At 37.3% G+C, this 23,321-nt stretch carries 17 protein-coding genes (1 of these 17 running past the window's edge); 8 read left to right on the top strand and 9 right to left on the bottom strand.

The annotated features are described in order from the left end of the window. Together LEP1GSC195_RS09015 and LEP1GSC195_RS09010 are read left to right on the top strand one after the other, a co-directional pair. Positions 1-1,318 carry the 3' portion of a beta-propeller fold lactonase family protein gene (locus LEP1GSC195_RS09015; RefSeq protein WP_015681884.1) on the top strand. The gene continues 35 nt to the left of window position 1, outside the view, so the window shows 1,318 of its 1,353 coding nt (coding positions 36-1,353); the start codon falls outside the window, past its left edge; its stop codon occupies positions 1,316-1,318. Positions 1,319-1,822: 504 nt separating this feature from the next. Beyond that, complete coding sequence (locus tag LEP1GSC195_RS09010) at positions 1,823-2,218, top strand: hypothetical protein (RefSeq protein WP_156827645.1); 396 nt, start codon at positions 1,823-1,825, stop codon at positions 2,216-2,218. Here the strand turns inward: LEP1GSC195_RS09010 and LEP1GSC195_RS09005 are convergent. Continuing rightward, complete coding sequence (locus LEP1GSC195_RS09005) at positions 2,215-2,784, bottom strand: hypothetical protein (protein ID WP_040506594.1); 570 nt, start codon at positions 2,782-2,784, stop codon at positions 2,215-2,217. The two genes, LEP1GSC195_RS09010 and LEP1GSC195_RS09005, sit on opposite strands and share 4 nt — an antisense overlap. A 306-nt stretch (positions 2,785-3,090) precedes the next feature. Here LEP1GSC195_RS09005 and LEP1GSC195_RS09000 point away from each other — a divergent pair, with 306 nt between their 5' ends. Next, on the top strand, positions 3,091-4,416 hold the full coding sequence (locus LEP1GSC195_RS09000) for an LA_0442/LA_0875 N-terminal domain-containing protein (protein WP_015681652.1): 1,326 nt from the start codon (positions 3,091-3,093) through the stop codon (positions 4,414-4,416). A 565-nt stretch (positions 4,417-4,981) separates the two neighbouring features. Here the strand turns inward: LEP1GSC195_RS09000 and LEP1GSC195_RS08990 are convergent. Both LEP1GSC195_RS08990 and LEP1GSC195_RS19995 read right to left on the bottom strand, forming a co-directional pair. Then, the gene (locus LEP1GSC195_RS08990) at positions 4,982-6,220 is read right to left on the bottom strand and encodes a hybrid sensor histidine kinase/response regulator (protein ID WP_015680966.1); all 1,239 of its coding nucleotides are present in this window, start codon (positions 6,218-6,220) and stop codon (positions 4,982-4,984) included. A 12-nt stretch (positions 6,221-6,232) separates the two neighbouring features. After that, positions 6,233-8,377, bottom strand: a complete 2,145-nt coding sequence (locus LEP1GSC195_RS19995; protein ID WP_015682154.1) for a PAS domain S-box protein — start codon at positions 8,375-8,377, stop codon at positions 6,233-6,235. Between the two features lie 789 nt (positions 8,378-9,166). Here LEP1GSC195_RS19995 and LEP1GSC195_RS08975 point away from each other — a divergent pair. Both LEP1GSC195_RS08975 and LEP1GSC195_RS08970 read left to right on the top strand, forming a co-directional pair. After that, positions 9,167-9,745, top strand: coding sequence for an RNA polymerase sigma factor (locus LEP1GSC195_RS08975; RefSeq protein ID WP_040507032.1), 579 nt, complete (start codon positions 9,167-9,169; stop codon positions 9,743-9,745). Positions 9,746-9,754: 9 nt separating this feature from the next. Next, positions 9,755-10,315 (top strand): ClpP family protease, encoded by a 561-nt coding sequence (locus LEP1GSC195_RS08970; protein ID WP_015682471.1) that lies wholly within the window; start codon positions 9,755-9,757, stop codon positions 10,313-10,315. 47 nt (positions 10,316-10,362) lie between these two features. On the opposite strand, the gene LEP1GSC195_RS08965 is transcribed toward LEP1GSC195_RS08970, so the two are convergent. The 3 genes from LEP1GSC195_RS08965 to LEP1GSC195_RS08955 all read right to left on the bottom strand — a co-directional run bounded on the left by LEP1GSC195_RS08965 (position 10,363) and on the right by LEP1GSC195_RS08955 (position 15,345). Continuing rightward, positions 10,363-11,058 carry an SH3 domain-containing protein gene (locus LEP1GSC195_RS08965; protein WP_015680563.1) on the bottom strand — a complete coding sequence of 232 codons (696 nt, stop codon included), beginning with the start codon at positions 11,056-11,058 and terminating at the stop codon, positions 10,363-10,365. Positions 11,059-11,341: 283 nt separating this feature from the next. Then, positions 11,342-13,822, bottom strand: coding sequence for a SpoIIE family protein phosphatase (locus LEP1GSC195_RS08960; RefSeq protein WP_015681418.1), 2,481 nt, complete (start codon positions 13,820-13,822; stop codon positions 11,342-11,344). A gap of 122 nt (positions 13,823-13,944) precedes the next feature. Further along, the gene (locus LEP1GSC195_RS08955) at positions 13,945-15,345 is read right to left on the bottom strand and encodes a beta-propeller fold lactonase family protein (protein WP_015681793.1); all 1,401 of its coding nucleotides are present in this window, start codon (positions 15,343-15,345) and stop codon (positions 13,945-13,947) included. 236 nt (positions 15,346-15,581) lie between these two features. On the opposite strand from LEP1GSC195_RS08955, the gene LEP1GSC195_RS08950 reads away from it, so the two are divergent. Further along, complete coding sequence (locus tag LEP1GSC195_RS08950) at positions 15,582-16,526, top strand: MBL fold metallo-hydrolase (RefSeq protein WP_015680815.1); 945 nt, start codon at positions 15,582-15,584, stop codon at positions 16,524-16,526. Positions 16,527-16,552: 26 nt separating this feature from the next. Here LEP1GSC195_RS08950 and LEP1GSC195_RS08945 read toward each other — a convergent pair whose 3' ends face one another. Together LEP1GSC195_RS08945 and LEP1GSC195_RS08940 are read right to left on the bottom strand one after the other, a co-directional pair. After that, on the bottom strand, positions 16,553-18,115 hold the full coding sequence (locus LEP1GSC195_RS08945) for an aldehyde dehydrogenase family protein (RefSeq protein WP_015681469.1): 1,563 nt from the start codon (positions 18,113-18,115) through the stop codon (positions 16,553-16,555). After that, a complete protein-coding gene (locus LEP1GSC195_RS08940) occupies positions 18,105-19,424 on the bottom strand; it encodes a proline dehydrogenase family protein (protein ID WP_015681169.1) in 1,320 nt (439 codons plus the stop codon). The genes LEP1GSC195_RS08945 and LEP1GSC195_RS08940 overlap by 11 nt, the downstream gene beginning before the upstream one ends. A 106-nt stretch (positions 19,425-19,530) precedes the next feature. Between LEP1GSC195_RS08940 and rocD the strand changes: the two genes are divergently transcribed. Further along, positions 19,531-20,742, top strand: a complete 1,212-nt coding sequence (gene rocD, locus LEP1GSC195_RS08935; RefSeq protein ID WP_015682784.1) for an ornithine--oxo-acid transaminase — start codon at positions 19,531-19,533, stop codon at positions 20,740-20,742. Positions 20,743-20,776: 34 nt separating this feature from the next. Here the strand turns inward: rocD and LEP1GSC195_RS08930 are convergent, their stop codons facing one another. Beyond that, positions 20,777-21,820, bottom strand: coding sequence for an alpha/beta hydrolase family protein (locus LEP1GSC195_RS08930; RefSeq protein ID WP_015681690.1), 1,044 nt, complete (start codon positions 21,818-21,820; stop codon positions 20,777-20,779). Positions 21,821-22,062: 242 nt separating this feature from the next. Between LEP1GSC195_RS08930 and LEP1GSC195_RS08925 the strand changes: the two genes are divergently transcribed. Continuing rightward, a complete protein-coding gene (locus tag LEP1GSC195_RS08925; protein ID WP_232227747.1) occupies positions 22,063-23,301 on the top strand; it encodes a lactonase family protein in 1,239 nt (412 codons plus the stop codon). Positions 23,302-23,321 lie beyond the last annotated feature (20 nt).

The raw sequence follows: 23,321 nt of genomic DNA, 5'->3' as shown, positions 1-23,321 counted from the left end.
TTTACTACTTGTTTTATTCTTTTGTTCCTCCTGTCTTTTAAACCCTATCATCCAATGTTTACTCTTCCCAAAAAAGAAAGAAAAACCCTTCGAACTTTTCCCAGGACTCTTTGTCGGAAATGATCGAACCATCTCATTAAACAGAAATTACCTTGGTCTCAAAAGAAACTCAAACGACAGACTCAGCGCTACTGTATTTGATTTAGGTGTTCCTGTTCCCTCGACCGTTATATGGGAAACATCGGACCCAAATATTGCGACTGTAGATAACGAAGGTGTGGTGACAGGAGTTTCAAATGGAAAGGTTACAATTTCTGCCAGTGAACTCGGTAGAAATACAAGGGCGAACTGCACGGTAACTGTCTACTCTGGTTTTTTATATGTATCCCTAGATGATACAGGCCAAGTCAGTAGGTCAACCATGAATAATGATACGGGAATTTTGACATTCAATTCTATCTCTGCAACAGATTCGCAACCCAATGGTATTGCCGCCGATCCTTTCGGACGATTTTTATATACAGGAAACTTGGCGGCGGATACAATTTCTCAATTTACCATCAATTCAAGTGATGGGGTATTGACCGCAAATGGAAATATCAGCTCACCAAGTGCACCTCGGAATATATCAATATCTAATGATGGTAGATTTTTGTATATCGCCAACCAAGTTTCCCAAAGTATTCGACATTATGCTATTAATTCTAATGGAACACTGACTTTTGTTAACTCATATTCTGTAGCTGTAACTGCGCAGCTGCAAATTGATCCCACCGGAAAATTCCTGGTTACACAAGCACCAGCTGTAAATCAGTTTTCGTCTTATTTGATGGATAAGGAAACAGGTGCGCTTACTCTTTCGGGAACAAGCCCAGTCCTCGTAGACATGGGACTTATATGTTTTCATCCAAATGGGAAATATATATATGTAGGAGGAAGTCCATCGGTCACCGTCTTAGGCTTAGATTTAAATTCTGGTTCAATTTCAATTGCGGGTTCCGTCCCGCAAGCAGACGCACCTAACGGATGCATGGTTCATCCCAATGGAAAATTTATATATTTTGTAAATATATCCGCTGGTACGATTTCACTTTTTGAAATAAATGAATCGAATGGACTTCTTACTCCAAAAAGTAATATTAATTCTTTCTCAAGCGATCTTCGTTTTATTGTAATCGAACCATCGGGAAGATATGCTTACCTCGCCTCGAGAGCAACCGATCTCCTACAATTTAGCATAGACCAAACGACTGGAGAATTAAGCTCTCTCGGGTCAGTTTATGTTGGCGGTTTGCAATGGAATTTATATTTTTTATAATTTCATTCTAATAGGAGTTTTAATACCCGCATTTCATCTCTTAAAACACATAAGAACTTGAAAAGTATTTTTCATTGTTGTCACGCTACCTTGTATATTGTAAAAGTTCCCTTCGACAAGCTCAGGGTTCATCTAAAGGATGGTGAGCTCGTCGAACCATCATTGTTCACTAAAAACCTCACTTATTCAAGTGGAGTTTTTTATGTCTGGAACTTTGTTGTATCCAAAATATCGTGAGAAGGAAAAGAAAGGCAACGTTTTCGGTAACGATAGGTTTCACTGCGTTTCTAAATGTTTTGCCAAAAGCTGCAACTACCATAAAATTACCCTAAAGCTATCTTTGGTGAATTATGTAGATTGCCGGGACATATATGTCGAGCTAAACTGATCCCTATGAATCAAAATGCTCAGCTCCCAACGAAGATACCTTTGGCTATTCGGCTCCGCGCCGCCATTGTTACTTTTTTGATCCTGACAGCATTTCTTTTCCTCAGTAATCTATTTTTGAAAATTTCCCAAAGCGAACAAGCAAACGACTTGGTCAAACGATTCTCATTTATCGCTATGTTGCTTACAACAGGTGGCCTGCTCTTTGCTCTCCTCCATGTGGCACCGCCTCTTATTGGTCGCATACAAGTCCAGAGAGGTCAAGTGACTGCTCTTTTCACAAAAGATGTCAGAACTACAAAATCGATTTTTACGTTGTATTATGCTACCGTAAACGGGTTAAACTTTTTGATTCCATTTAACTTTTACGTTTCCATTCATATTGATGATCTGATTGAACTAGTCTACCCGCGACCTTTGTTTGCGCGGTTTTCCGGGAAGTACCTGGAACCATTTTATTTCCGGCAGGTGAATGGTAAGGAGTCAATCACAACATCGGACAAGGAGATCTAGTCCGCACAATGAATCTTGTCCTTTTTCCCGCGCGTCCAGTAATACCGTATGACACCGATGAGTGCAAAGAAAGCGCAGACGAAAATTCCTGTGGTAGAAAAAATCCCAACGATGTCTTTTGCGCTGAATATCTCGATTGGATGCGGGCCTGTTTGCGAGAGTAATGGATTTAGTATTCCAACCCAGAGCACAAACAGAAACATAAATGCTGCCCCGCGGCCTGCCCAAAGGCGAATGATTGCAGGGTCTCCTGGTTTGATTTTTCCTCGGACGACTAGATAGTCAACTAACAGGCCTAATGTCACTCCCAGGAATAGTCCTTTGACCAAGCCAAGTAATCCAGAGGTAGTGAGCAAAGAAAGGAACGACAGCAAGATCAGAAAGAGAAATACAAGAACGACAGTCAGTAGGAATGGTCCTCCCACTCTCGCACCTGGCAGTGTTCCCGATCCTAGTTCTATAGAAGAAAAGGCACTAGCGAATCCACCAAGCCCTGCAATGACTTCTGCCCCCAACGAACAGAGAATGCTGAATATAAATACGAAAATCCAGAGTTTCCGACGCATTCGTTGATTTTATGGCGAGGATGGTTTCTCGCAAGCACTTAGTAAATATTGACAAAAGCTACAATCATTATATCGGTCTTCCTATACAAAGTGAGGCCTGTCAATGGCGACAATTATTATTAAACAAGTATCCTTGGGACAATTTTATTTTTTTTATAATCAAAGTAACCCGAATTTCATAGAACGATTCCACTTCGTTCGAAAGATCTTTTTCTTTCTAAATTCATACCAAAAAAGTTTAATCGATTTGCAGAATGGATAGAATGTGTTAAGATTCGCCGATACTGTTTTGAATTGGTCCAAATTATGAAAATTATGATTACCTTATTGTTCTCGGTGTTTCTCTTTGTAAATTTATCTCTTCGTAGTGAAACGATCCTTCTCAAGTCAGGAGAAAAATTAGAAGGCAAAATTTTAGCCCAAGACAAGGATTCCGTTACCTTCAAACTTGTAGACGGAAATACAAAAGTGTTTCTGAAGTCGGCGGTTCGAAAAGTTTCTTATGCGAAGGGGCCGGATTCCTCTTCTCTAAAAAAAGAACCTCCGCTTTTGGAAAAGGAAAAGAAAATCAAAGAGGAAAAAGAACTCGCAGAGAAACAAAAACAGGAAGAGGAAAATCTTAAAGCCAAGGAAGAAAAACAAAATAAAAGGGAAGAACAACTTGCGAAAGCAAAACGACATTATCTAGAAGGTTCCTTTGGGGTTGGCGGTGGCGAGAGTCAATCGGAGCTTCGTCCTTTCTTTCAGGCAATTCAGTATGCTGGACTTCTTTTTAGCAGTGGCGGTCAAGCCGAACTACAATCCACTCCTTATAAAAGTAAAAACCATAGTGCAACAACGCGTTTATTTTACGCATGGAACCGGTTCACCATTGAGATTCGAGGAACAGAAGCAAAAGGAAACCTAGACATAGGTGGCTTCCAAACGCTTTCTTACGGAGGTGGGGGTGGGTCTTCTTCCTCCAGTTCAGAAAAAACTGCAAACGTTCTTCTTGGAAACGGCGAAACAAAGTTTCAAAAAGTTTCTTCCAGGATCGGTTTTTCTCCTTATCCGCATCCGGTTTTAGATCTTCAAATTTTGGGAGGGGTGGAAAGAATTTGGACAAAGACAAATCAAGAAGTCGATAGTCTCGGAGGGATTACGTCCACTGGAATCAATCCCAACCGCGTGAGTTATCGGGAAACGAACAGTGCACTCAAAGGTTATAGTATTGGACTTGGGTTCGAATGGAAATTTTGGGAAAGGTTTACCCTACAAGGACAGATTTTACATTTGGATATGCAAGGGCCTTCCTCGTTTCGAAGCAACGAATTTCGTTTGGATTCCTCTCCTTTTAGATACGATCAATATGGCCTGGATTATCAATGGAAATCTACGGGAACTGAAGTGAATCTGAAATTCACAACGAAGGTCAAAGGTGATTTAAGTTTATTCTTGGAAACAAGCAATATGACTCTGAATAACAAATTGCAGTCAGGATATATAACGGAAAACGAAGGTGGGGGAAATACGGATCCTTCCCAAATCTTACTAAAAGTGTATGCTCCACAAATTTTAATCCCGATCTTATATGATTCGAAGACGGTACTGACATACGTTCAAGTCGGTGCTAACTATCGTTTTAATTTTTAAGAAGTGGCAGATCCCTCCAGTTCTGCCATTGTAATTTTGTAGATCGGACTAAAACAAAGTTTTGCCTTCTTATATAAAATCAGATTCAAATCGGAGGATCGCCTGATTCTGATTTCTATGAAAGGGAAGAGGTTTTACTATGGAATATTCAGGTGAATGGATAGGTTCACTTTCTACGGATGGCAGAATGAATCCAACGGGTGAGTATACCAATGAAGTTACCTTTACCCAAGGATACTATAAAATCATAAGATTCTATTTGAAAAATGACGTTAATTTTACTCATAGGAGTTCAACAATTAACGTAGCGAAACAATCAGGATCAAATGCATTATATTGAAAACAGTTGATATCAAGTTTTTATTGTAAAACAGTATTTAAACCAATTTTAGAAACTGATATGATCTAACAAACTATCACTTCTTTGTTCTATTTCACTTGGCGCATGATTATTCCGGCCAAACCAAACTTTGGACTTTTGTGTTTTTAGTGGAATGTATTTTGACAATAAGGACTATACCGTACAATTTTAAAGATTCATTTCTCTTGCTGTGACTTATGAAAATCAAACCAATGGAAGGGCAACACGGCAGATTACTTTTGTTTTTGGCGTAGATTTTGCGGTTAAATGGTCAAAAATATTTTTAATCTCAATTTTTCCGTTAAATCTCTTAATTATCGATTCAACTTTTGTTAAACCAAGACCAAAATCCAAAGTTTTATATTCATCATAAACAAATTTAGTTAGGCGAAAGAATGGTTCAAAAACAATGTTCTCGAAAGGAAGAGGAATTCCTTCCACTCTATCAGAATTGATAACTGGGGAGTTATAAATAGAGATCACGAACGATTTGACTTCGATATAAATGACAATATGAATACTGCTTTCTGGAACTGAAAATTTGAACGCATTGATTATGATTTCTGTCAATGCATCTATAAAATATTTTTTATTAATATTGATTTCATTGTTTTCAAAGGAAGGCTTTCTTTCGCTTAGATATAAATGATTGTTTTGAATGCTAAGGAATGGGCTAAGGTTAGTTGTTAATTTTTTAATTTCATTATAAACATCACTCAATGAAATTTTTTCTAATTCGATTTTTCCGTTTAGAATTCTTTCAATATCTGCAAAAGTAGTTAAGGCTTTTCCTGCCATATCTGCATTTAATTTTATGAGTTCCATTATTTCAGAATCAATTTTATAAAAATTTCCTTCTCTCTGAGCAGAATCCGATACAATTTCAAGCAAAGATATCAAAGCACCAAATCCAGTGCCTTGATTAAAGCTAGTTTTTAAACTCTCAAATAAATTCTGATTTAAATTTTTAAAATTCCCACTTCCTCCAATTCTTTCTTTCCATTTTATCCAATCAAGGTGACTTTCGAGACGCATTTCTCGTTCCCGCTTAGTTGCTTTTTCCAATCTTTTCATATTGTAAATTTCTAAAGCACGATGAAGTTTTAATGAAAGTTCTTCGGTATCAATAGGTTTGACAATGTAATCATAAATACCTTTCTTCATTATTTCTATAATGAGTGAAGTTTCTGAATGATTTGTTAAAACAATTATGATTGGCTCGTCTTCTTCATCTTTCAAAAAATCTATGAGCTCTATTCCATTCATTTCCGGCATATCGTAGTCTGTTATGACAATAGGAAATGGGGTCTCTGTAAAGATTTCCTTCGCCTTCCTTCCATCTTCTGCTAGTGTTACCTGATATCCTAAAGAAGTCAGTGACTCCTGGAATAATTTTGCGGAAATTAAATCATCCTCTGCAAGAAGAATTCGTTTTTCATTCATTTCTAAAAATTCCTAAACTTTAATTTCAATTCTATATTTGGTGCCAAGGGAACTTTCTATATAAACGTTTCCCTTTAATTGTTTTACTAGCATATTGATGAGGTTTAATCCAAAACTATTTGGAGACTGAAGGTCAACCGATGAATTTATTGGAATTCCATCGTCTTCATAGCAAATTACCAATAGTTGGTTTTCGGTTTTTGCGCTAAAACTAATTTTCCCTGAATCGCGATTTAAGAAAGAATATTTAATGGAATTGGTTACGAGTTCATTGATGATTATGCCAATTGAAGATATGGTCTTTGCACTGATAACGACTGGTTCCACTTCGATATTTGTTGTGATTTTTTCTTTATTTGGGAATATATTTAAAATTTCAGAAATTAAAATTGGAAAATATTCTTTTACCGAAATTGTATCTGTATTTTCCGAACGATACAATTTATCGTATAACAGCATCATACTTCGAACACGATTGGATGCATCCAAAAGAATTGTTTTGTGTGCTAAATCCTCTTGTGAATTGGCTTCTATTTTTAAAAGACTATAAATCGTATTCATATTGTTTTTAATTCGATGATGCACTTCTATGAGGATCAGTGCTTTTTCTTTTAAAAGTAATTTTATTTTTTCACCTGCTTCTTTAGTTTCAGTTATTTCAGTTCTAATTGAAAGATACTTTTTAACTTCTCCACGTGCATTTTTAATAGGTGCAATGGTCGTAGCAACCCAATAGTAACTTCCATCCTTAGCCTTATTTTTTATCTCGCCATACCAAGTATTTCCAGATTTTATTGTTTTATACAAATCCTTAAAAAATTCAGCGGGATGATAGCCAGAATTGATAATGCGATGATTCTTACCTATCAATTCCTCTCTAGAATACTTACTAATCTTACAAAACAATCGATTTGTATAGATAATATCTCCATCCAAGTTAGTAATAGCTACAATCGCATGTTGATCAATTGCATATTGCCTTTGACCTAACTCAAAATATGTTTCTTCCAATTTTAAATCCAAAGTATGTTTGAATGTTATATCATTGGCTGTACCATGAGATCCTACAATGTTATCAGAATCATTTTTAATGGGCGTTGAATAAAAAATTAAATATTTTGTTTCCCCATTTTTAGTAAGAAATATGGTTTCGTAACCATTTTTCGTGACATCACCATTTAGATTGAATTTATTGAATGCTTCTTTGTCTCTAATAGAAATTTCTATTGGTTGAAATTCGGTGAATGGTCGATCAATCATCTCGTGTTTTGGATATCCAAGTAATTTTTCCCAAGCCGGATTGAGATATTTGAAATGACCGTTCTGATCGCAGCTCCAAACAAGACTGTCTGTATTTTCTACCAAACTCGAATAGTTTTTTTCACTTTTCTGGAGATATATTTCCAATTCTTTTTGTCTAGTGATGTCTTGACAGGTTCCAATAGACTTTAGCGGTTTATCGAATGGATCAAAAATTGAATAACAAGTTTCTCTGACCCACTTAACATGTCCGTCTAACATGATGAGGCGATGCTCAATCTCGTATTTTTTTTTGTCTATCAAGGAATTAGAGTAAGCTTGCTCTACTTTTTCGCGGTCTTCTGGATGAATTACTGATAAGAATGCTTCATAACTGGGTTGAAAAACATCAGCATTTAGTTCAAATAATTCATAAATTTTATTTGACCAATTTAATTTACCCGTCACTAGATCTAATTCCCATCGACCAATGTTGGCTACATTTGAGATATCTTCAAATTCTTGTTTGAATGAGATATTTGATTCTGCTTCAATTAAACATTCTATCACAACCAGTTGGATCCATTCCGCATCCGCAGAAAGATTTCCATGAAGTGACACTTTTGAAACTAAATCTTGTGTTTTGTTTATTTCTACAAGGCAGGTCTGATTTTGTTCTTCGAAGTTAATAGATTTTAAAAATTGATGAAAGATCGATTTTGAATTTTCAACTAATATTGATTCGAATGGGGTATGTAAAAGTTCAGTTGCAGTTCTGTTCGTTAATTTTTGACCAGGTACATTTACATAATTTATGATTCCCTTTTTCGATATCTTAAAAAATGCAACAGGCAAAAATTCATAAAATTCTACTGACCAATGAGTTTCTTTTTTATCTCTATCTATACTATGATTCATTTTTTTCAAATTATTTGATTAAGACTATATAAAACTTAAACCTTAGTTATGCAGCTCGATGGAAGAAGATACTAGTGTGATTTTATATTCAACTATTAATTTCTTAAAATAGGTATTTTTTTAATGTATAACAAAATCTCCCAGAAGAGCTATCTTGGACTTGTGATATATAAATGTGCAGAAAATTAAAAACTGATAAGAATCAGCAGATCAAAAGTTGAATGGATAAAAAAATTAGATTTATTCTAAATTATATTTCTATTAAATCACCTACGTTCCTTCGCATTCCTTATTGCACCACATAGGAACTTATTAATGGTTTTTCCAAAACCAAGTACCCAGAATCAAGCAGCGAAGCACGATAAGTAAGACACAAAATCCAAGATAGGATCCACTTTTAACAAATGGAACACTGCGAGAGGGATAGTAAGGGCGCGTTAGCGGTCGCTATGCGACCGAAGCCCTGGATAGCCCGGTCCCAATGGATTGAGATTGGTTTAATGAGTTAGAAAAAAATTTCAAAATAGCATCAAGTGTTTGGGGACTCGCCCCGAAGAGGTTGTCGATCCATCAGAGGGTGGGGAGGTAATTCTTAAAGGAGAGTATCGCTAAGTGTGGAATGACAAAATTTTTAGGAAGTGGGTAGGGGATGAGACATAATTCAAATGCGAATCCACAAACCGCCGTCCGAGTTAGGCCATGCGGGGAGTAGCTCAAAAAAGTTCTTTTTTTTATCCGAGAATCAGTTTTTTAGGAACCGTTTTCGCTTTGTCAGGGACATTGGATTGTATGAAAGAAAAAAGCTATATTGAACTTTTGGACCAGGCAAAGTCGGGAGATTTGCGTGCTTGGACTACTTTGCAAAATCGGTTTTCTGGTTTTGCTATCAAATTTGCGTCCAAGATTTTAAATGATGATGATCTTTCTCAGGATGTAGTTCAGGAATCTTTCTGGGACCTATATCGCAATCTGGAAAAAATCACGACTCCTGCGGCCTTTCCTTCTTTATTGAAGAGAAATCTCATCAAATACGGAGACCGGATTCTAAGAAAAAAGGAAAACAAGAATTTAGTTTTTCTAGATCCGAATGAAATTGATCAAAATGCAGAAGAATTAGATTCCTCATATTTTGAAAAAGAATGTTTCGATACTATTTTAAAAAACGTAAATCAGTTGGATCCAGCGGATCAAAAAATAATCGAACTATACTATTACAAAAATTATTCGTTATCCGAAATTTCGATCTCAGAAGGAAAAACTTTATCGTTCATCAAAAAGAGGCATATCCGCTTAAAGCAAATTCTTAGGAATGGAATTGGTGAAACCTTCCGCCCAGAGGCTCGTGCCACTTATCTCATGGCGGCTTAGGAGGATCTTATGGAAGCAACTCAAGTTTATTCGAATGGACAAATCGAAAATGTATACTTAGAACAACGAAAAGTTTTTCTCTGGGGGGAAGTGAATGATAACTCCGCCAGGTACCTGATCGATCGATTTTTGTATCTGGAAGCATTGGATCCTACAAGGCCTGTCACTTTATATATACATTCTCCTGGAGGATCCACTTATGCAGGTTTGGCGATTCTTGATGTAATGAAAAGTCTACATAATCCCGTTTATACTATTTGTTTAGGTATGGCCATGTCATTTGGTGCGGTTCTTTTACTTTCTGGAGCCAAGGGAAACCGTTTTGCCTACCCTCATAGTAAGGTGCTGATCCACCAACCACATGTTATGGGAGAATTCAAAGGGCCGGCAGAAGACATTCGAATTTTTGCCGAATCAGTCAGAAGGGAAAAAGATTTGTTAAACGAAATTATGGCAAAGGCAACTGGCCAACCTTTAGAGAGAATCATGGAAGACACGGAGCGAGATACTTGGTTTTCAGCGACTGAAGCGCTGGAATATGGGGTAATTGATAAAATTATTGGGGTTTGAGTTGCAACTGGCCACAACAAAGAAGTGTGGCCTAAGCAGTTTTTATTTTAGTCTCCACCTTCTACAAAGAAAATCATCATCCATGAGTTGTTTTTCTTAGAAAAACCAACGCGGTGATCCATCGGACTTCGTAAATATTGTTCACAAATATACCCAACTTGCCCATCAGAAATACAAACCTTTTTCCAATTACACGGTTCATTGGGAAGTTGTTTTTGGTTTGCATTTGATTCATCATATTCATTTTTAACAAACTCCCAGCTAAGTTGCGTTAGGACCGCCCCCTTTTTGGAAGGTTTATTCCGAATATTGACTGTATTTCCCGTAATAAGCGAAAAGCTATAGGAATCAATGGATTCAGGTGTTTGGTTGAATAAAAACGGAGCTGACCAAATATTATCTTTAAATGTAAAACCGAGGTTTATCATTTGCGAGAGTTCGTTCCAAAATTCAGAGTTCTTTGGATTTTTATCCAATTTCCAATATTTTAAAAATTTTGTTTTCCCCATCCCGTCCTCAGCAAATTCAAAAGAAATCTGAGGATCTATTATTGATTCAATGAATTTTAGATTTTTCTCTTGGATCGCTTTTTCTAACTTCTGTTTGAATGAAAAGAAATCTTTATCTTCTCGTGATGTATCAATTGGTTTTAAAAACACCGGTTCAAATGGTTCACAGGGAAGGAGTTGTTGGGAATAACATGAGACAAAGAGGAGTATAATCACTCCAATAGGGTTTTTCATTTTAGTTTTTCCATCTCAATTTCATTTCTAAAAGGTTGTACGGGTTATGTAACTAGCAATAAAATTTCTTGCAAAAGGTAACGCCTGACTCTTCACCGAAACCTGAATAGATAGCACATAATGGTAAGAGGACTGAAAAAAAAACAACTCATTAAAAGAGGTAATATTCCGGATGCAGGGCATTCTGAAAATACCATCAAATCGAACAATGTTCTGAGTTTGTAACCCATAAGAAGCTAATCCTGTATTGATTTAACAAGAAAGACGAATCATCCTATCAACTCTATTTTAAAAATTCAACGGAAAGCAAAGTGACATCATCTTCAAACTTTTCTGAGTTTTGATGGTTTCTTGCCATTTGCAATAAATTACGAAGGGATGTTTTTTCCTTCCAATTAGTCCTTTCTTTTGCCCATTCCAAAAACCCAGAATCCCGAAAGAGAGTTTGATCTTTGGAACGAACATCAAAAATTCCATCGGAGAATAAGAAGAGTGTATCGCCTGACAAATAACTCACTTCATTATTTTCTCCCACCCAGTTTGAAAAAACTGCCAATGGTTTGCCCTTTCCGATAAGTGGAGAAAATCCATCTTTTGTGCCTAGATAAATATCTTCATGACCCGCTTTTGACCAAGTAAATTTATTTTGATGGGAGTCCACTACCACCGCGACTGCTGTAACAAACAAACCGGCAGTGTTTCCATAGAGATAGGAATTCAAACGTTCTAAACAAATTGATGGATTTTCTTTAGGAGTTTCGGGTAGTTGTAAAACAAAATGTAATAGGGCAGAGACCATTCCTGCGGCAAAACCGTGACCCGAAACATCAGCCAAAAATAAAAAAGTTTTACCACCACCTAATGATTGCACAACGTAATAATCGCCAGCAATTCCATCACTTGGCAAAAATTCTAAGTCTGCCGAAATGAGTCCTTTGTCAAAGTTCAACTCGGGCAAAAGTTTCTTTTGGATTCGAATGCCACGGGAAAGTTCTTCTCTAAGATAGAATTCTTTTTCTTTTAATCGTAAAGCGTTTCGAACCACACTCAAAAGTTCAGATTCTAGAAATGGTTTCGAAAGGTATATATCTGCTCCTTCTCCATGTACTTCTTTTCTTGTGGATTCATCTGCTTTGGCTGTGAGTAGAATGATTGGTAATGAATGTAGATGTTCTTTTTTTCTAATTTCACGGATTAGGTCGAGCCCGCTTAGTTTAGGCATCATGAGGTCGGTGATAATTAAATCGGGCGTTTCTGAATAGATCGCATCAAGCCCCGCTTGTCCATCCGCTGCCACAAGAACGTGAAACCCCACACGAGTTAAAATGGATCCTAAATAAGATCGTAAATCGGGATTGTCTTCAACTACTAGAAGTTTGGTGGGTCTTTTTAGGTTGGTTTTTTCTAAAGAAAGAAAGGGATGTTTTACTTCATCAGGGATGTATTCATGTCTGCTTAGATGGTAATGATTATTATTTGTTTTCACTTCTTTAGAAACGATTGATAAAAGAGGTAAAGTGAAATAAAAATGAGAACCCTTTCCTAGTTCACTTTCCACTCCCACCTTACCGCCATGTAATTCGACTAATTCTTTTACTAAAGCAAGTCCAAGTCCTGTTCCTTCTTGCTCTCGAGTTAGAGAAGCTTCGCTAATTCCAAATCTTGAAAATAATCTTCGGATCTGGGTTTCTTCCATTCCAACTCCAGTATCTCGAACGGAAACCACTGCCTCATTTTCTTTTTTTTGTAATTCGAAACGAATCATTCCTCCCGCTTCTGTAAACTTAATCGAGTTGGAGAGATAATTAAAAATACATTTGTCTAATTGTTCTGGATCTGCATCAACAAACAAAGGTTCGTCACATAATATCAGTTCGAAGTTGATATTTTTCCGTTTTACATAGGCGGTAAAGTTTTCTGATACCTGGGTTAAAAATTCACCCAAACGAAGTGGAGACTTTCGAAGTTCCATCCTACCTGAAGTAATTTTTTGGAGATCCAGGAGTTGGTTTACCAAACGAGTGAGTCGTCTTGATTGGTTTACCACAACTTTTACTTCTGAAGAAGAAAGCCCTTCTTCTCGCAGAAGGGCCGATTCCGATGAACCCGAAATTAAGGTGAGGGGAGTTCGTAATTCATGGGATATGTTTTGAAAAAAAGCTGTTTGTGCTTTGTTTTCTCTCTCCAATGAATCTTCGGCTACGTTAGCTGCCAAAGTGAAATAGTAAGCAAATCCAGCATGGAAGAGTGTAGAAAAAATAATATTGGATACATTGATGAGAGCAAGAAAATTCTCACTCCATACATATAAGGGAGGATAGGACATCGAATAATAATAGGTAGATGCAAATAGTAAACATCCAATGACTATACTTCCAAACTTAAGAAAGTTTTTTCCAGGAGGTAATAGAAAAATCCCTGTGGCAAAAAGCATCATGTAATATTGGTATCCAGCGCCCCATCCAAAAAAGTACGTGGCTGCTAAAGCGTGCAGGAACACTTCTGAAAAACATAAATACAAAGAAGTGAAAAGGAATTTCTTTCGATTGATCCAGATGGTGAACCCAAACCAAACTACACTCCCGATATTGAAGAGCGCCATTTCTATTGCTCCCACAGCAGAAAAGAAAAAGATGAAGGTGAAGTGGATGAGACCCGCTAAGACATAAATAGAATTGGTTGCTACATAATACCTTTGGTAGCGGAGTTCCACTCCCGCTGGAGACTGAAAGAGAGAGCGAACAAACGTTAGAAATTGGGTCATTCGTTAGAAAATAAATCAGCTAAAAGAAAAAAGTCAAGAAATCCTCAAATGAAATGAACGTACTTAGTTCATAAAAAGAGTAACCTAATGGTTGAAAAGCGGCTCCTATGATAGTTTTTTAATCATTGTGCTACTCGAAAAGGTTCAGGGACATTGGGGGTAGTCGAAGCAGGATAAGGAATGCCAGAGTTCATTAGAGATGTTCCTCCCGTTACTGCATCCACTCGGAATTGATAAAAATTGTTCGATGAAATATTGCTGACAAAACCATAAGTACCGGTCGGATCCAATGTAACAAATTGTAAGTTGGATCCAAAGGTCAGAATGGAATTTGCTGAGGAGAGGGAACCATTAGTTAAAGATATATCATGTTTTGCTAATTGTGCCCCTAGAATATTCACTGTATAAAAATACCTTCCTGATGGATGCATCACAGCCCGAAAGTTTCCTGCTGTTCCTGCAAAGGGGCTTCCTGGAATCGCTGTTAGGCTCCCTGTGGACAAATCAATTTGCCTGCCAACAATAACGCTGGTTCCAGAAACGGAATATAAGTAGTTGGATGTGGGCTCAATGAGAAGGGCCTCTAGATTGGAGATCCCCGTCGCAAATGGAGAACCGACCAAATTAGACAATACCCCTGTCGCCTGATCTATCAAATAACCGATGATAGGTTCGCTGCCACCATTTCCAGTGACATAAAGAAATTTTCCATTGTGAGTGATTGCCAAATGGTTGAGACTGCAGGAGCAGGGTTGGTTATAATCATTTATCTTTGTAAGTATTCCCGTATTCTGGTCAAAGGCAAAAGCAGCGATGCTGGCACCACTAATGCTTGATACATATAAAAATCTGCTTGATGGGTGAAAGGCAAAGAATACAGGATCGATTGTTGTGGTGCCTGCATTGGTATTTAGAGAAGACAGAAATCCATTGGTTGGATTTACCGCATAACTAGAGATATTGGTGATTCCGAATCCACCGGAATAAGCAAATTTTCCATTTGCTGAAAACTTGGCAGAATTGGATGCCAGTGGATAAGGTGATCCTGGTGTCGCAACTATCTCGCCAGTATTCATATTGAGGGAGTATAGTTCTGTATTGGTGCCAGCAGAGAAACTGATGAAATAGCGATATACGATAAATGTATCTAAGCTCTGCGAAGAACCTTGGTTGTTTTGGATTGTAATGGCTCCGGATTTTGCACCGTAGGGAACGCGAACTGTGACACTCGTTTGGCTTGCGGCATCGATGGCTGCTTCTACAGGACCAGCAAAGAACACTTTGTTTTCTAAAGCTTCTGCGGAAAAGTTCACCCCTTCGATGACTATCGTTTCACCTTCGACTCCCGAAGTTTTGGAAAGAGAATAGATCCTAGGTTGTATGAGGAATAAGGCCGCAGCAAGTTGTAAATGGAGTTTGGAAAACTGATCCTTTTCTGGGAAAAAATAGGGCCTCCATAACGGATGATAAAAACAAGAAACACAAAAAAACAAAGGTAATATATTAAGATTGAATTTTCGCATTTTGGCTTTGCTCTAAAGAGTGATTTATCTAATACTAAACAAGTCAGTTATGCAATAAATTATTTCCCATTTTGTTTCTAAATCTCAAAAAAAAATCCAAATCTTTGTATTGGTGAGTGGAATATTCTTTGGTAGTTTTAAGATCTATGTTACAAAAGGTGGAACACAGTCTTCAATTTTAGAGTGACTATTCAAATGGATCCGATCGACTGAGTTTTAAAGAAGGTGGTTGTTTGATGTTTATTAGAGCAAACTTTAGTGTTTTGTTTATTCTTTTTGTTTGCGGACTTTCCTGTCAGGTAACTTCACATAAAGTAACTCCTTATGTTTCTAATAGTTCTACTGAAACCATCCCGTTGTCTCCCAAACCAAAAGTTGAGGTTGAATTCCAAGTGGTCAAAGTCGCCGATTGGGAAGCCTCTCTTGCTGGGCTTTTAGACTTGGATGATCCAAAAGCCAAAGCAGCAGGTTTGAAGGATCGACTCGAGCCTATTTCTATTTATTTTTATCTCATCAAACACCCAAAATACGGAAGTTTTATGATCGATTCTGGAATGGGAGAAAACTTCCCTAATGGAAAGGATGGGCGCCTTGTCAGCTCCATCGTGGAATCGCAAATGCATTTTGATAAACTTAAAGTGTATGAAACGACTAACACCTATTTGAAAAAAAATAAAATAGATTTAAAGGGAGTGTTTTTTACTCATCTGCATTTAGATCATACTCTTGGTTCCTATGAGATGGACAGGTCGATTCCTTTTTATGTGGGGCCGGGTGAGGTAACTAGCAAGTATTTCATTAACATTTTTGTGCAAGGATCCACCAATCGTTTGTTAGGAGAAAATCCAAACTTAATTCAATTTGATTTTGGTAAAAGTCCAAATGAAATTGTCGTCCTTGATTTTTTTGCAGATCAGAGTTTTTATATTCTTTCCGTACCGGGACATACACCGGGAAGTTTAGCATTTTACATTCGCTCAAAAGAAGGCGGGCACTTGATACTTGGGGATTCTTGTCATACCAGATGGGGATGGAAAGAAGGAGTCACACCAGGTGCTTTTACAACGGACCGCAAACTCAATCGGAAAAGTTTGGACTTTTTAAAAGGATTGGCTGAAACACATAAACCTAAGTTTGTCTATCCGGGACACCAAGAAAGAATATCAAGTTCGGAAAAGTAAAAAAAGTCAAAAGATCCTATTGTTTCTCATTGGATAGTGTCTCTTGAGAAACCTTGGCGCATTGTATTCTCGGTGTAGGTTTTTCCATCTACAAAAAGATGTAAATAGTCTGGTCCGCCAGCTTTAGCTCCGGTTCCAGATAGTTTTCCTCCACCAAATGGTTGTCTGTTGACTACGGCCCCAGTGATCCCACGGTTGACGTATAGGTTTCCCGCTTCTATTTCCAATTTTGCCTGCAACAGATGTTTTGGATTCCTTGAGATAACTCCACAAGTAAGTGCGTAGTCAGAATCATTTGCGTATTTGATTCCCATAGAAAAACTCGAAATCTTTAGCATCGAAAGTAAAGGTCCAAAGATTTCCGAGGTCCACATGGAGGAATCGAGTTGTGGTTCATACAAACTTGGTGCAATATAATATCCGTTATCTGGAATTAAGGAAGTTTTTGTTGCTAAAAAACTCTCATTCTCCTTTTGTAAGTTCAAAAGTCGCTGATAACTTTCTTCATGAATTACAGGTCCAACTCGATTTTCAAAATCCAAGGGTGAGCCAATCAATAATCCATCCATGGCTGCGATTAATCTTTCCTTTAATTTATCATAACAATCGTTATGTACGAAAAGTCGAGAGAGGGCACTGCATTTTTGACCTTGGAATCCGAACGCAGAAGAAAGTATGCATTGGATCGCAACGTCCAGGTCGGCGTCTGCATCAACTATCATTGCATTTTTTCCACCTAACTCACAGATAACTTTTTTAATGATACGTTGTCCGGGAGAAACAAAGGAAGCTTTTTGAAGAATGGAAAGACCGATATCCCTGGAACCTGTAAAATTGATTACAGAAACTTCCGGGTGAGTGACAATGGCTTCCCCGATTTCGGAACCAAGTCCCGGTAAAAAATGGAAAATTTCTTTCGGAACACCGGCCTCCCAAAAACATTTTGTGATTTCATAAGCTGTAGCGGATGTTTCTTCTGCTGGTTTGGCAATGACTATGTTTCCTGTTACAATGGGGCCTGCACACATTCCAGTAAATATGGCCATGGGAAAATTCCAAGGAGAGATACAACCTACGATTCCCTTTGGTTTGTAGTAGTATAAATTGTCTTCACCTAACAAGTTTACATTTTTCGGAAGAAGTTGATTGATAGCAATCATTGCATAGTAACGGCAAAAGTCGACGGCTTCTGCAAATTCAATTTCTGCTTCCGTAATATGTTTTCCTGTTTCCCAAACACAAACAGAGATAATAAAATCTTTTTTACTAACTAATTTTTCTGCGACTTTTAGCAATATGTTCGAACGTATTTCTTGTGGCAGCTCTTGCCACTTATTCCAATTAACTTTGGAAATTTCAATGGCTTCCTGTAAGTCATTGGTTTTAGCAAGAGAAACCTTTGACACCACGAGATCTGGTGACCAAGGGTTTTTGTGAACAAAACGATTTGCCGAAAATTTCTCCATACCACCGACGGAAATGGGAACCTCGAAAGGAAGTGAATTCTTAATAGAATTTAATACAGAACTTAAGGCGGTTCTTTCTGTATTCACTGAAAAATCACGAATGGTTTCATTTCTAAATTCCATTGACTGTTTCCTTTTTTGGATTGATGATCAAGGATTCTAAGTTTTTTCCAAGACTCATTTGATATAAAAAACCTTGGTTGGAGGTATTCTCTAATAATCTACGAATCAAGTATGCCATTCCAGGAAGTAAAGATCCAATGGGAGAATATTCTCTTATAATAATTCCCATCGACTCTAATCCAGCTTTGTATTTTCCGGCCATTCCATATAACATTTGAATTTCAAAATCCAAAATGGATTTATTTTTAGCATGATATAGAATAAAGGAAAGCGATCGAAGATTATGTGTTCCAAATGCAGGTCGAAGGTAAGGAGTCGATTCCAAAAGATATAAAACATTTTCTTCAAAATTTATATCTGTTTCTCTTTTGGTATCAAAAACAGGAGAAACCCAGCCACGTTCTTCTGCTTTGATACGTTCATATTCTAAGTAAGCTCCCTTCACAAGTCGAATGGTGACGGGAACTCCCCGGAACTTTGCATATTCTTTCCAAGAAATTAATTCATCTTTGGAAGATTTTAAATAAGCTTGTACAACAATACCAAAATGAGGGTAGGATTTGAATTCCTCTTCCAAAAACAAATTCATCGCTGTTTGTGTAATGATTGATTTTAGATCGTATTGTTCCATATCCAAATTGATTCCGATTCCTTTCTGCATCGCCAAATGAAGAATGGGGCGAAGAACTTCTTTTAAAAAAAGGATACTCATCTCTTCTGATTCTGGATATAATCTTGTTTCGATCCCTGAACATTTGATAGAAATATTGGTGCGTAGTTTAGGGTCGATATTTACGGGCACTTCTGGCAAAATTTCTATGAGTTCCGTATATTGCCTTAGATATTCTTTAGCTTCTTTGGGCGATACTGCAATTTCGCCTAATACGTCATAAGTGCGGGGCCTTGCGGACGCACCTATTGGTTGTAAGTTTTTTGCTGAATTAGTCAGGATAAACAATTTGGCAAAAACTTTTACAGCTTTTGATATCATAAAAGAAATAAGAAAGTTTAGGGATAAAGTATTGATAAAAAAATGAATCGAAGATTTTAAAAAAATCGGTATCTCCGTATCTTCATCGAAAATATAAATTTTAAAATACGAATAAATGTTTTTTGTTTTGAGAGAGGGGAGGACATCAATAAATTTAAAAATCTGTAACTTTAATTTGGGATATTGAAATCCAAAATGAATGATTCTGGAGGTAATAAAAAATACGCATCTTTGAAACAAAGACCCATTATTCGAATCTATATTTTTCGCAATACGAAGGATTTCCGTATCATCATATTGCATTTGTTTTGTAAACATAATGTAACAACCAAATTTGATCCTAAAACTCTAGATTCTTTTAAAAAATGAGAATATAAGATATGAAAGGAGTTGTAAACAATAACTTAGATGTTTTTATTTCCCAATGGGAAATTTAACGGATTTACTAATTGAAAAAGAATCTAAGTTTGGAGCCTTTAATTATTCTCCGTTACCGGTTGTATTGGTAAAAGGTGAAGGTATTTATCTTTGGGATATAGAAGGAAAAAAGTATTATGATTTTCTTTCTGCATACAGTGCTGTGAATCAAGGTCACTGCCATCCAAAAATTGTGGAAGTTTTCCAAAGACAATCATCCATCCTTACGCTTACTTCCCGAGCCTTCCATAACAACAAACTTTCGCTATTTACTGAGTTCATGTGTTCTACATTTGGATACGATAGAGTATTGCCAATGAATACGGGGGTGGAGGCAGGAGAAACAGCTGTTAAACTAGCTAGGAAATGGGGATACCAAAAGAAAAAAATTCCACACAACCAGGCAAAAATCATATTCTGTGAAGGGAATTTTTGGGGTAGAACGATTGCCGCCATCTCTTCGTCTACAGATCCGAAAAGTAAAAATGATTTTGGTCCTTTTCTTTCTGGATACGAAATCATTCCCTACAATGACTTGAAAACTTTGGAAAAGGCAACTTCTGATCCGAATGTGGCTGCTTTTATGGTAGAGGCGATTCAAGGCGAAGCTGGTGTCATTGTTCCTCATGAAAATTATCTAAGAGAAGCAAAAAGAATATGCGAATTACATAATGTACTATTGATTGTTGACGAAATACAAACTGGTTTGGGTAGAACAGGAAAACTTCTATGTTCCGATCATTCTGCAATAAAACCTGATTTGTTACTTCTCGGTAAAGCTCTTTCGGGTGGAATGATGCCCATTTCCTGCGTGTTAGGTTCCGATGAAATTCTATTACTTTTAAAACCTGGTGAACATGGCTCTACCTTTGGTGGAAATCCACTTGCTTGCGAAGTGGCAATGACCGCTGTGAAAACAATTTTAGAGGAGGGGATGTCAGAGAATTCTGAAACAATGGGGGCATTATTTAGAGATACGATAAAATCTTGGAATCACCCACTAGTGCAATCGGTTCGGGGAAAAGGTCTTTTAAATGCGGTTCAATTCATGGAGATAGTAGATGCAAAAAAACTTTGTATTGAGCTAATGAAACTGGGGATTTTGGCCAAAGAAACTCATAAAAATACAGTTCGGTTTGCACCACCCCTTGTGATCCGGGAAGCCGAGATGAAACAAGCTTTGGAAATTATTAAAAGTGCAATTGATTTGTTCTTGTAGATCAGTTAAACAGTGGAAATTTCTGAAATCTTTTTCACTTCCCATCATACGCTTTTCGAAAAAAGAACGAAAAGGATGTTATGAGTTTAGGTACCTCTAATAAAGTTTTTAAACTAAATCCAGTGTCTCCATGTGAGATAAGATTTGTAATACAAAGTTTGCATTCTACACCACGAGCTACCAGTTTTTTATGCAACATGGAAGACTCGTTAGCTGGCACTACATCATCTTTTAATCCATGAATCAATAAAATGGGTAGGTTGAGGGAATTTATGTGGTTTGTTACCGATAAAGCCGACAACAATTCACGATCTTTCCCGCTTTTCTTCAGAATGATTTCCCAATGTTTCATTCGGAAATTTTTATCATATTTCAAGTTTTCAAAAAAGTCGCGATCTGTTTTTTTCATTTTTGAATAATGAGGTTCGAATAGATTGTCTTTGTATTTGAAATAATTGTCCAAAATAGCAAGTTTGATGGCTTTGAATAAACTTTTGTTTTCTCCAATGGATAGGGGAAGAAAATTGAGTAGAAGAATCATTCGGCCATATTCATCCAAATTCTGGTCTGCGAATAAATTTCCAATTATATCATCTACGTTGGCAAAGGCTCCGATTGTACAAACGGAATTGATTCGGTTGGCAATTTGTTTGTCGCTTACTGCAATGAGACTCAATGATCCCGAAAAAGAAGGAGCAAAAATGGACACTTTCCCAGAGGGGCATAAATCTTTTTGATCTGAGATAAAAAGAATCGAATCTTTAATGTCGTCAATGTTACGTAAAGAAATTTTATAATCGCAGATTTCATCAAAGAATGGACTCACAACTGTATAACCAATCTTATTAAGAGTTTTATTGAGGATGATAAATCTCGGATCACGGTTTCCCAGCGGTGCGAGTCCATTGATCGTAACGATGGTACCAAGTGATTTTGATTTTGGAATATAACAGTCCGCACGTAAATTTCCATTACGAATGGGAAGCGATATCTCCCTAACAGCAGGCAGAGTTTCCTCTGTACTTTGTAACCCCAACAAAAATTGGATCGATTTTAACCACGCTGTTAATTGATTCATTGATTTACTTTTCCGGAAGTTATGTTCTTTATCAGAAAGATTCTAAAAGTTATGTTTGAAATCAATCGAAATCTAATGAAATCAGACCGAACCCAATCTTTTACTTTATAATGTAAATTAGTTGAAATACGAGTTTCAGTAGCGTTAAAATAAGTTGATATTTTTCAAAGGAAACATGAATTAAGTTTGTGATCTTTGGATGAGAAAGGGATATCTGCATAGTGAAAAAGGATAATTTAGGATTGATACGTGATCAATCGATACACAACTTGAGAAAGATCCTTTCTATTGGGCTTATGATGGCGTTTTTTTTTCAATGCCAGCGTTCTGAATTTAATTCTGCCTGCGATCCCGATTCCTCTGCCTATCTACAAACCTTGGTTGTCCTTGTAGGAGCTAGTGAATACACAGATTTCTGTGGCGCCCACGTTAGAAACCCACGAATCAAAATTCCTCGTTTTATCCTCGTTACGAATGTTGGATTGTCCACGGCAACGAGTAGCATCAATGTGTTTCAGATTGATCCAAACACTGGTGCTATTTCACAAGTGACTGGGTCACCGTTTCAATTGACAAACCGTCCTCGTTATTCTGTCACCAATGCCACTGGAACCATAGTGTATGTTGCCAACATCGGTAATACTTCCGTTTCCATACTCAATCTCAATCCAGAGAACGGAACTCTATCTTTAAACCATCCTGATTTGGTTCTTTCTTCCACTCCGTATTCTTTGGCATTAGATCCCAATGGAAAATACTTATTTGCCAGTTCAGAAGGCCAGAAGGAAATCCATCGGATGGCGATTGATTCTTCAGGAAACCTTTCTAGCTTAACACCTGTTGCAGTTACGGCAAATCCCATTTCTGGTGCTGTGGGACGAATGGTTTTTGATTCTAAAGGTAGACATTTGTATGCAGGTCTCACGAGTGCGCCTGGAGACATGGCTGGTGTGCAAGCGTTTCACCTAGATGCAGCGAATGGGAATCTAACTTCTGTAAATTTTTACCAGACCAATGTGAATAATCTTTCCATTGCCATTTCTGCGAATGATCAGTTTGTTTATGGAGCCAATTATTTTTCACAAGATGTATTCCCGTTTCTGAGAGATAAAAACTCCGGTGCTCTAACCATCCAAACGAGTATTTCCGCAGGGGTGGCGCCAGGGTATGCCATCGTGGACCCACTCAATCGTTTTGTCTATGTTGCCAATAGTGGCACTGGCCAAGGAACAATTTCTGCATATTCCATACAGCTAACCAATGGAGCATTAACACCTGTAAGCGGGTCTCCCTTTGTGTCGGGGTTTAGTCCCATTGGTCTTAGTATCGACCCAAAAGGAAAGTTTTTATATTCCTCCAATACGGAAGGTGGGAGTGTCTCTGGATTTACCATAGGCGACGATGGATCTCTTTGGCCTATGGCGGGATTTCCTGTAACTGCTGGAACCAATCCTTTTTCGATAGAAATTGTTTCGTATTGAGTATTGTATACGATTTATAA

Origin of the sequence: Leptospira wolbachii serovar Codice str. CDC (genome assembly GCF_000332515.2) — a bacterium.
GTDB lineage: Bacteria > Spirochaetota > Leptospiria > Leptospirales > Leptospiraceae > Leptospira_A > Leptospira_A wolbachii.
The sequence above is the reverse complement of the archived record's forward strand: the minus strand, read 5'-3'. Positions and strand labels throughout refer to the sequence as shown.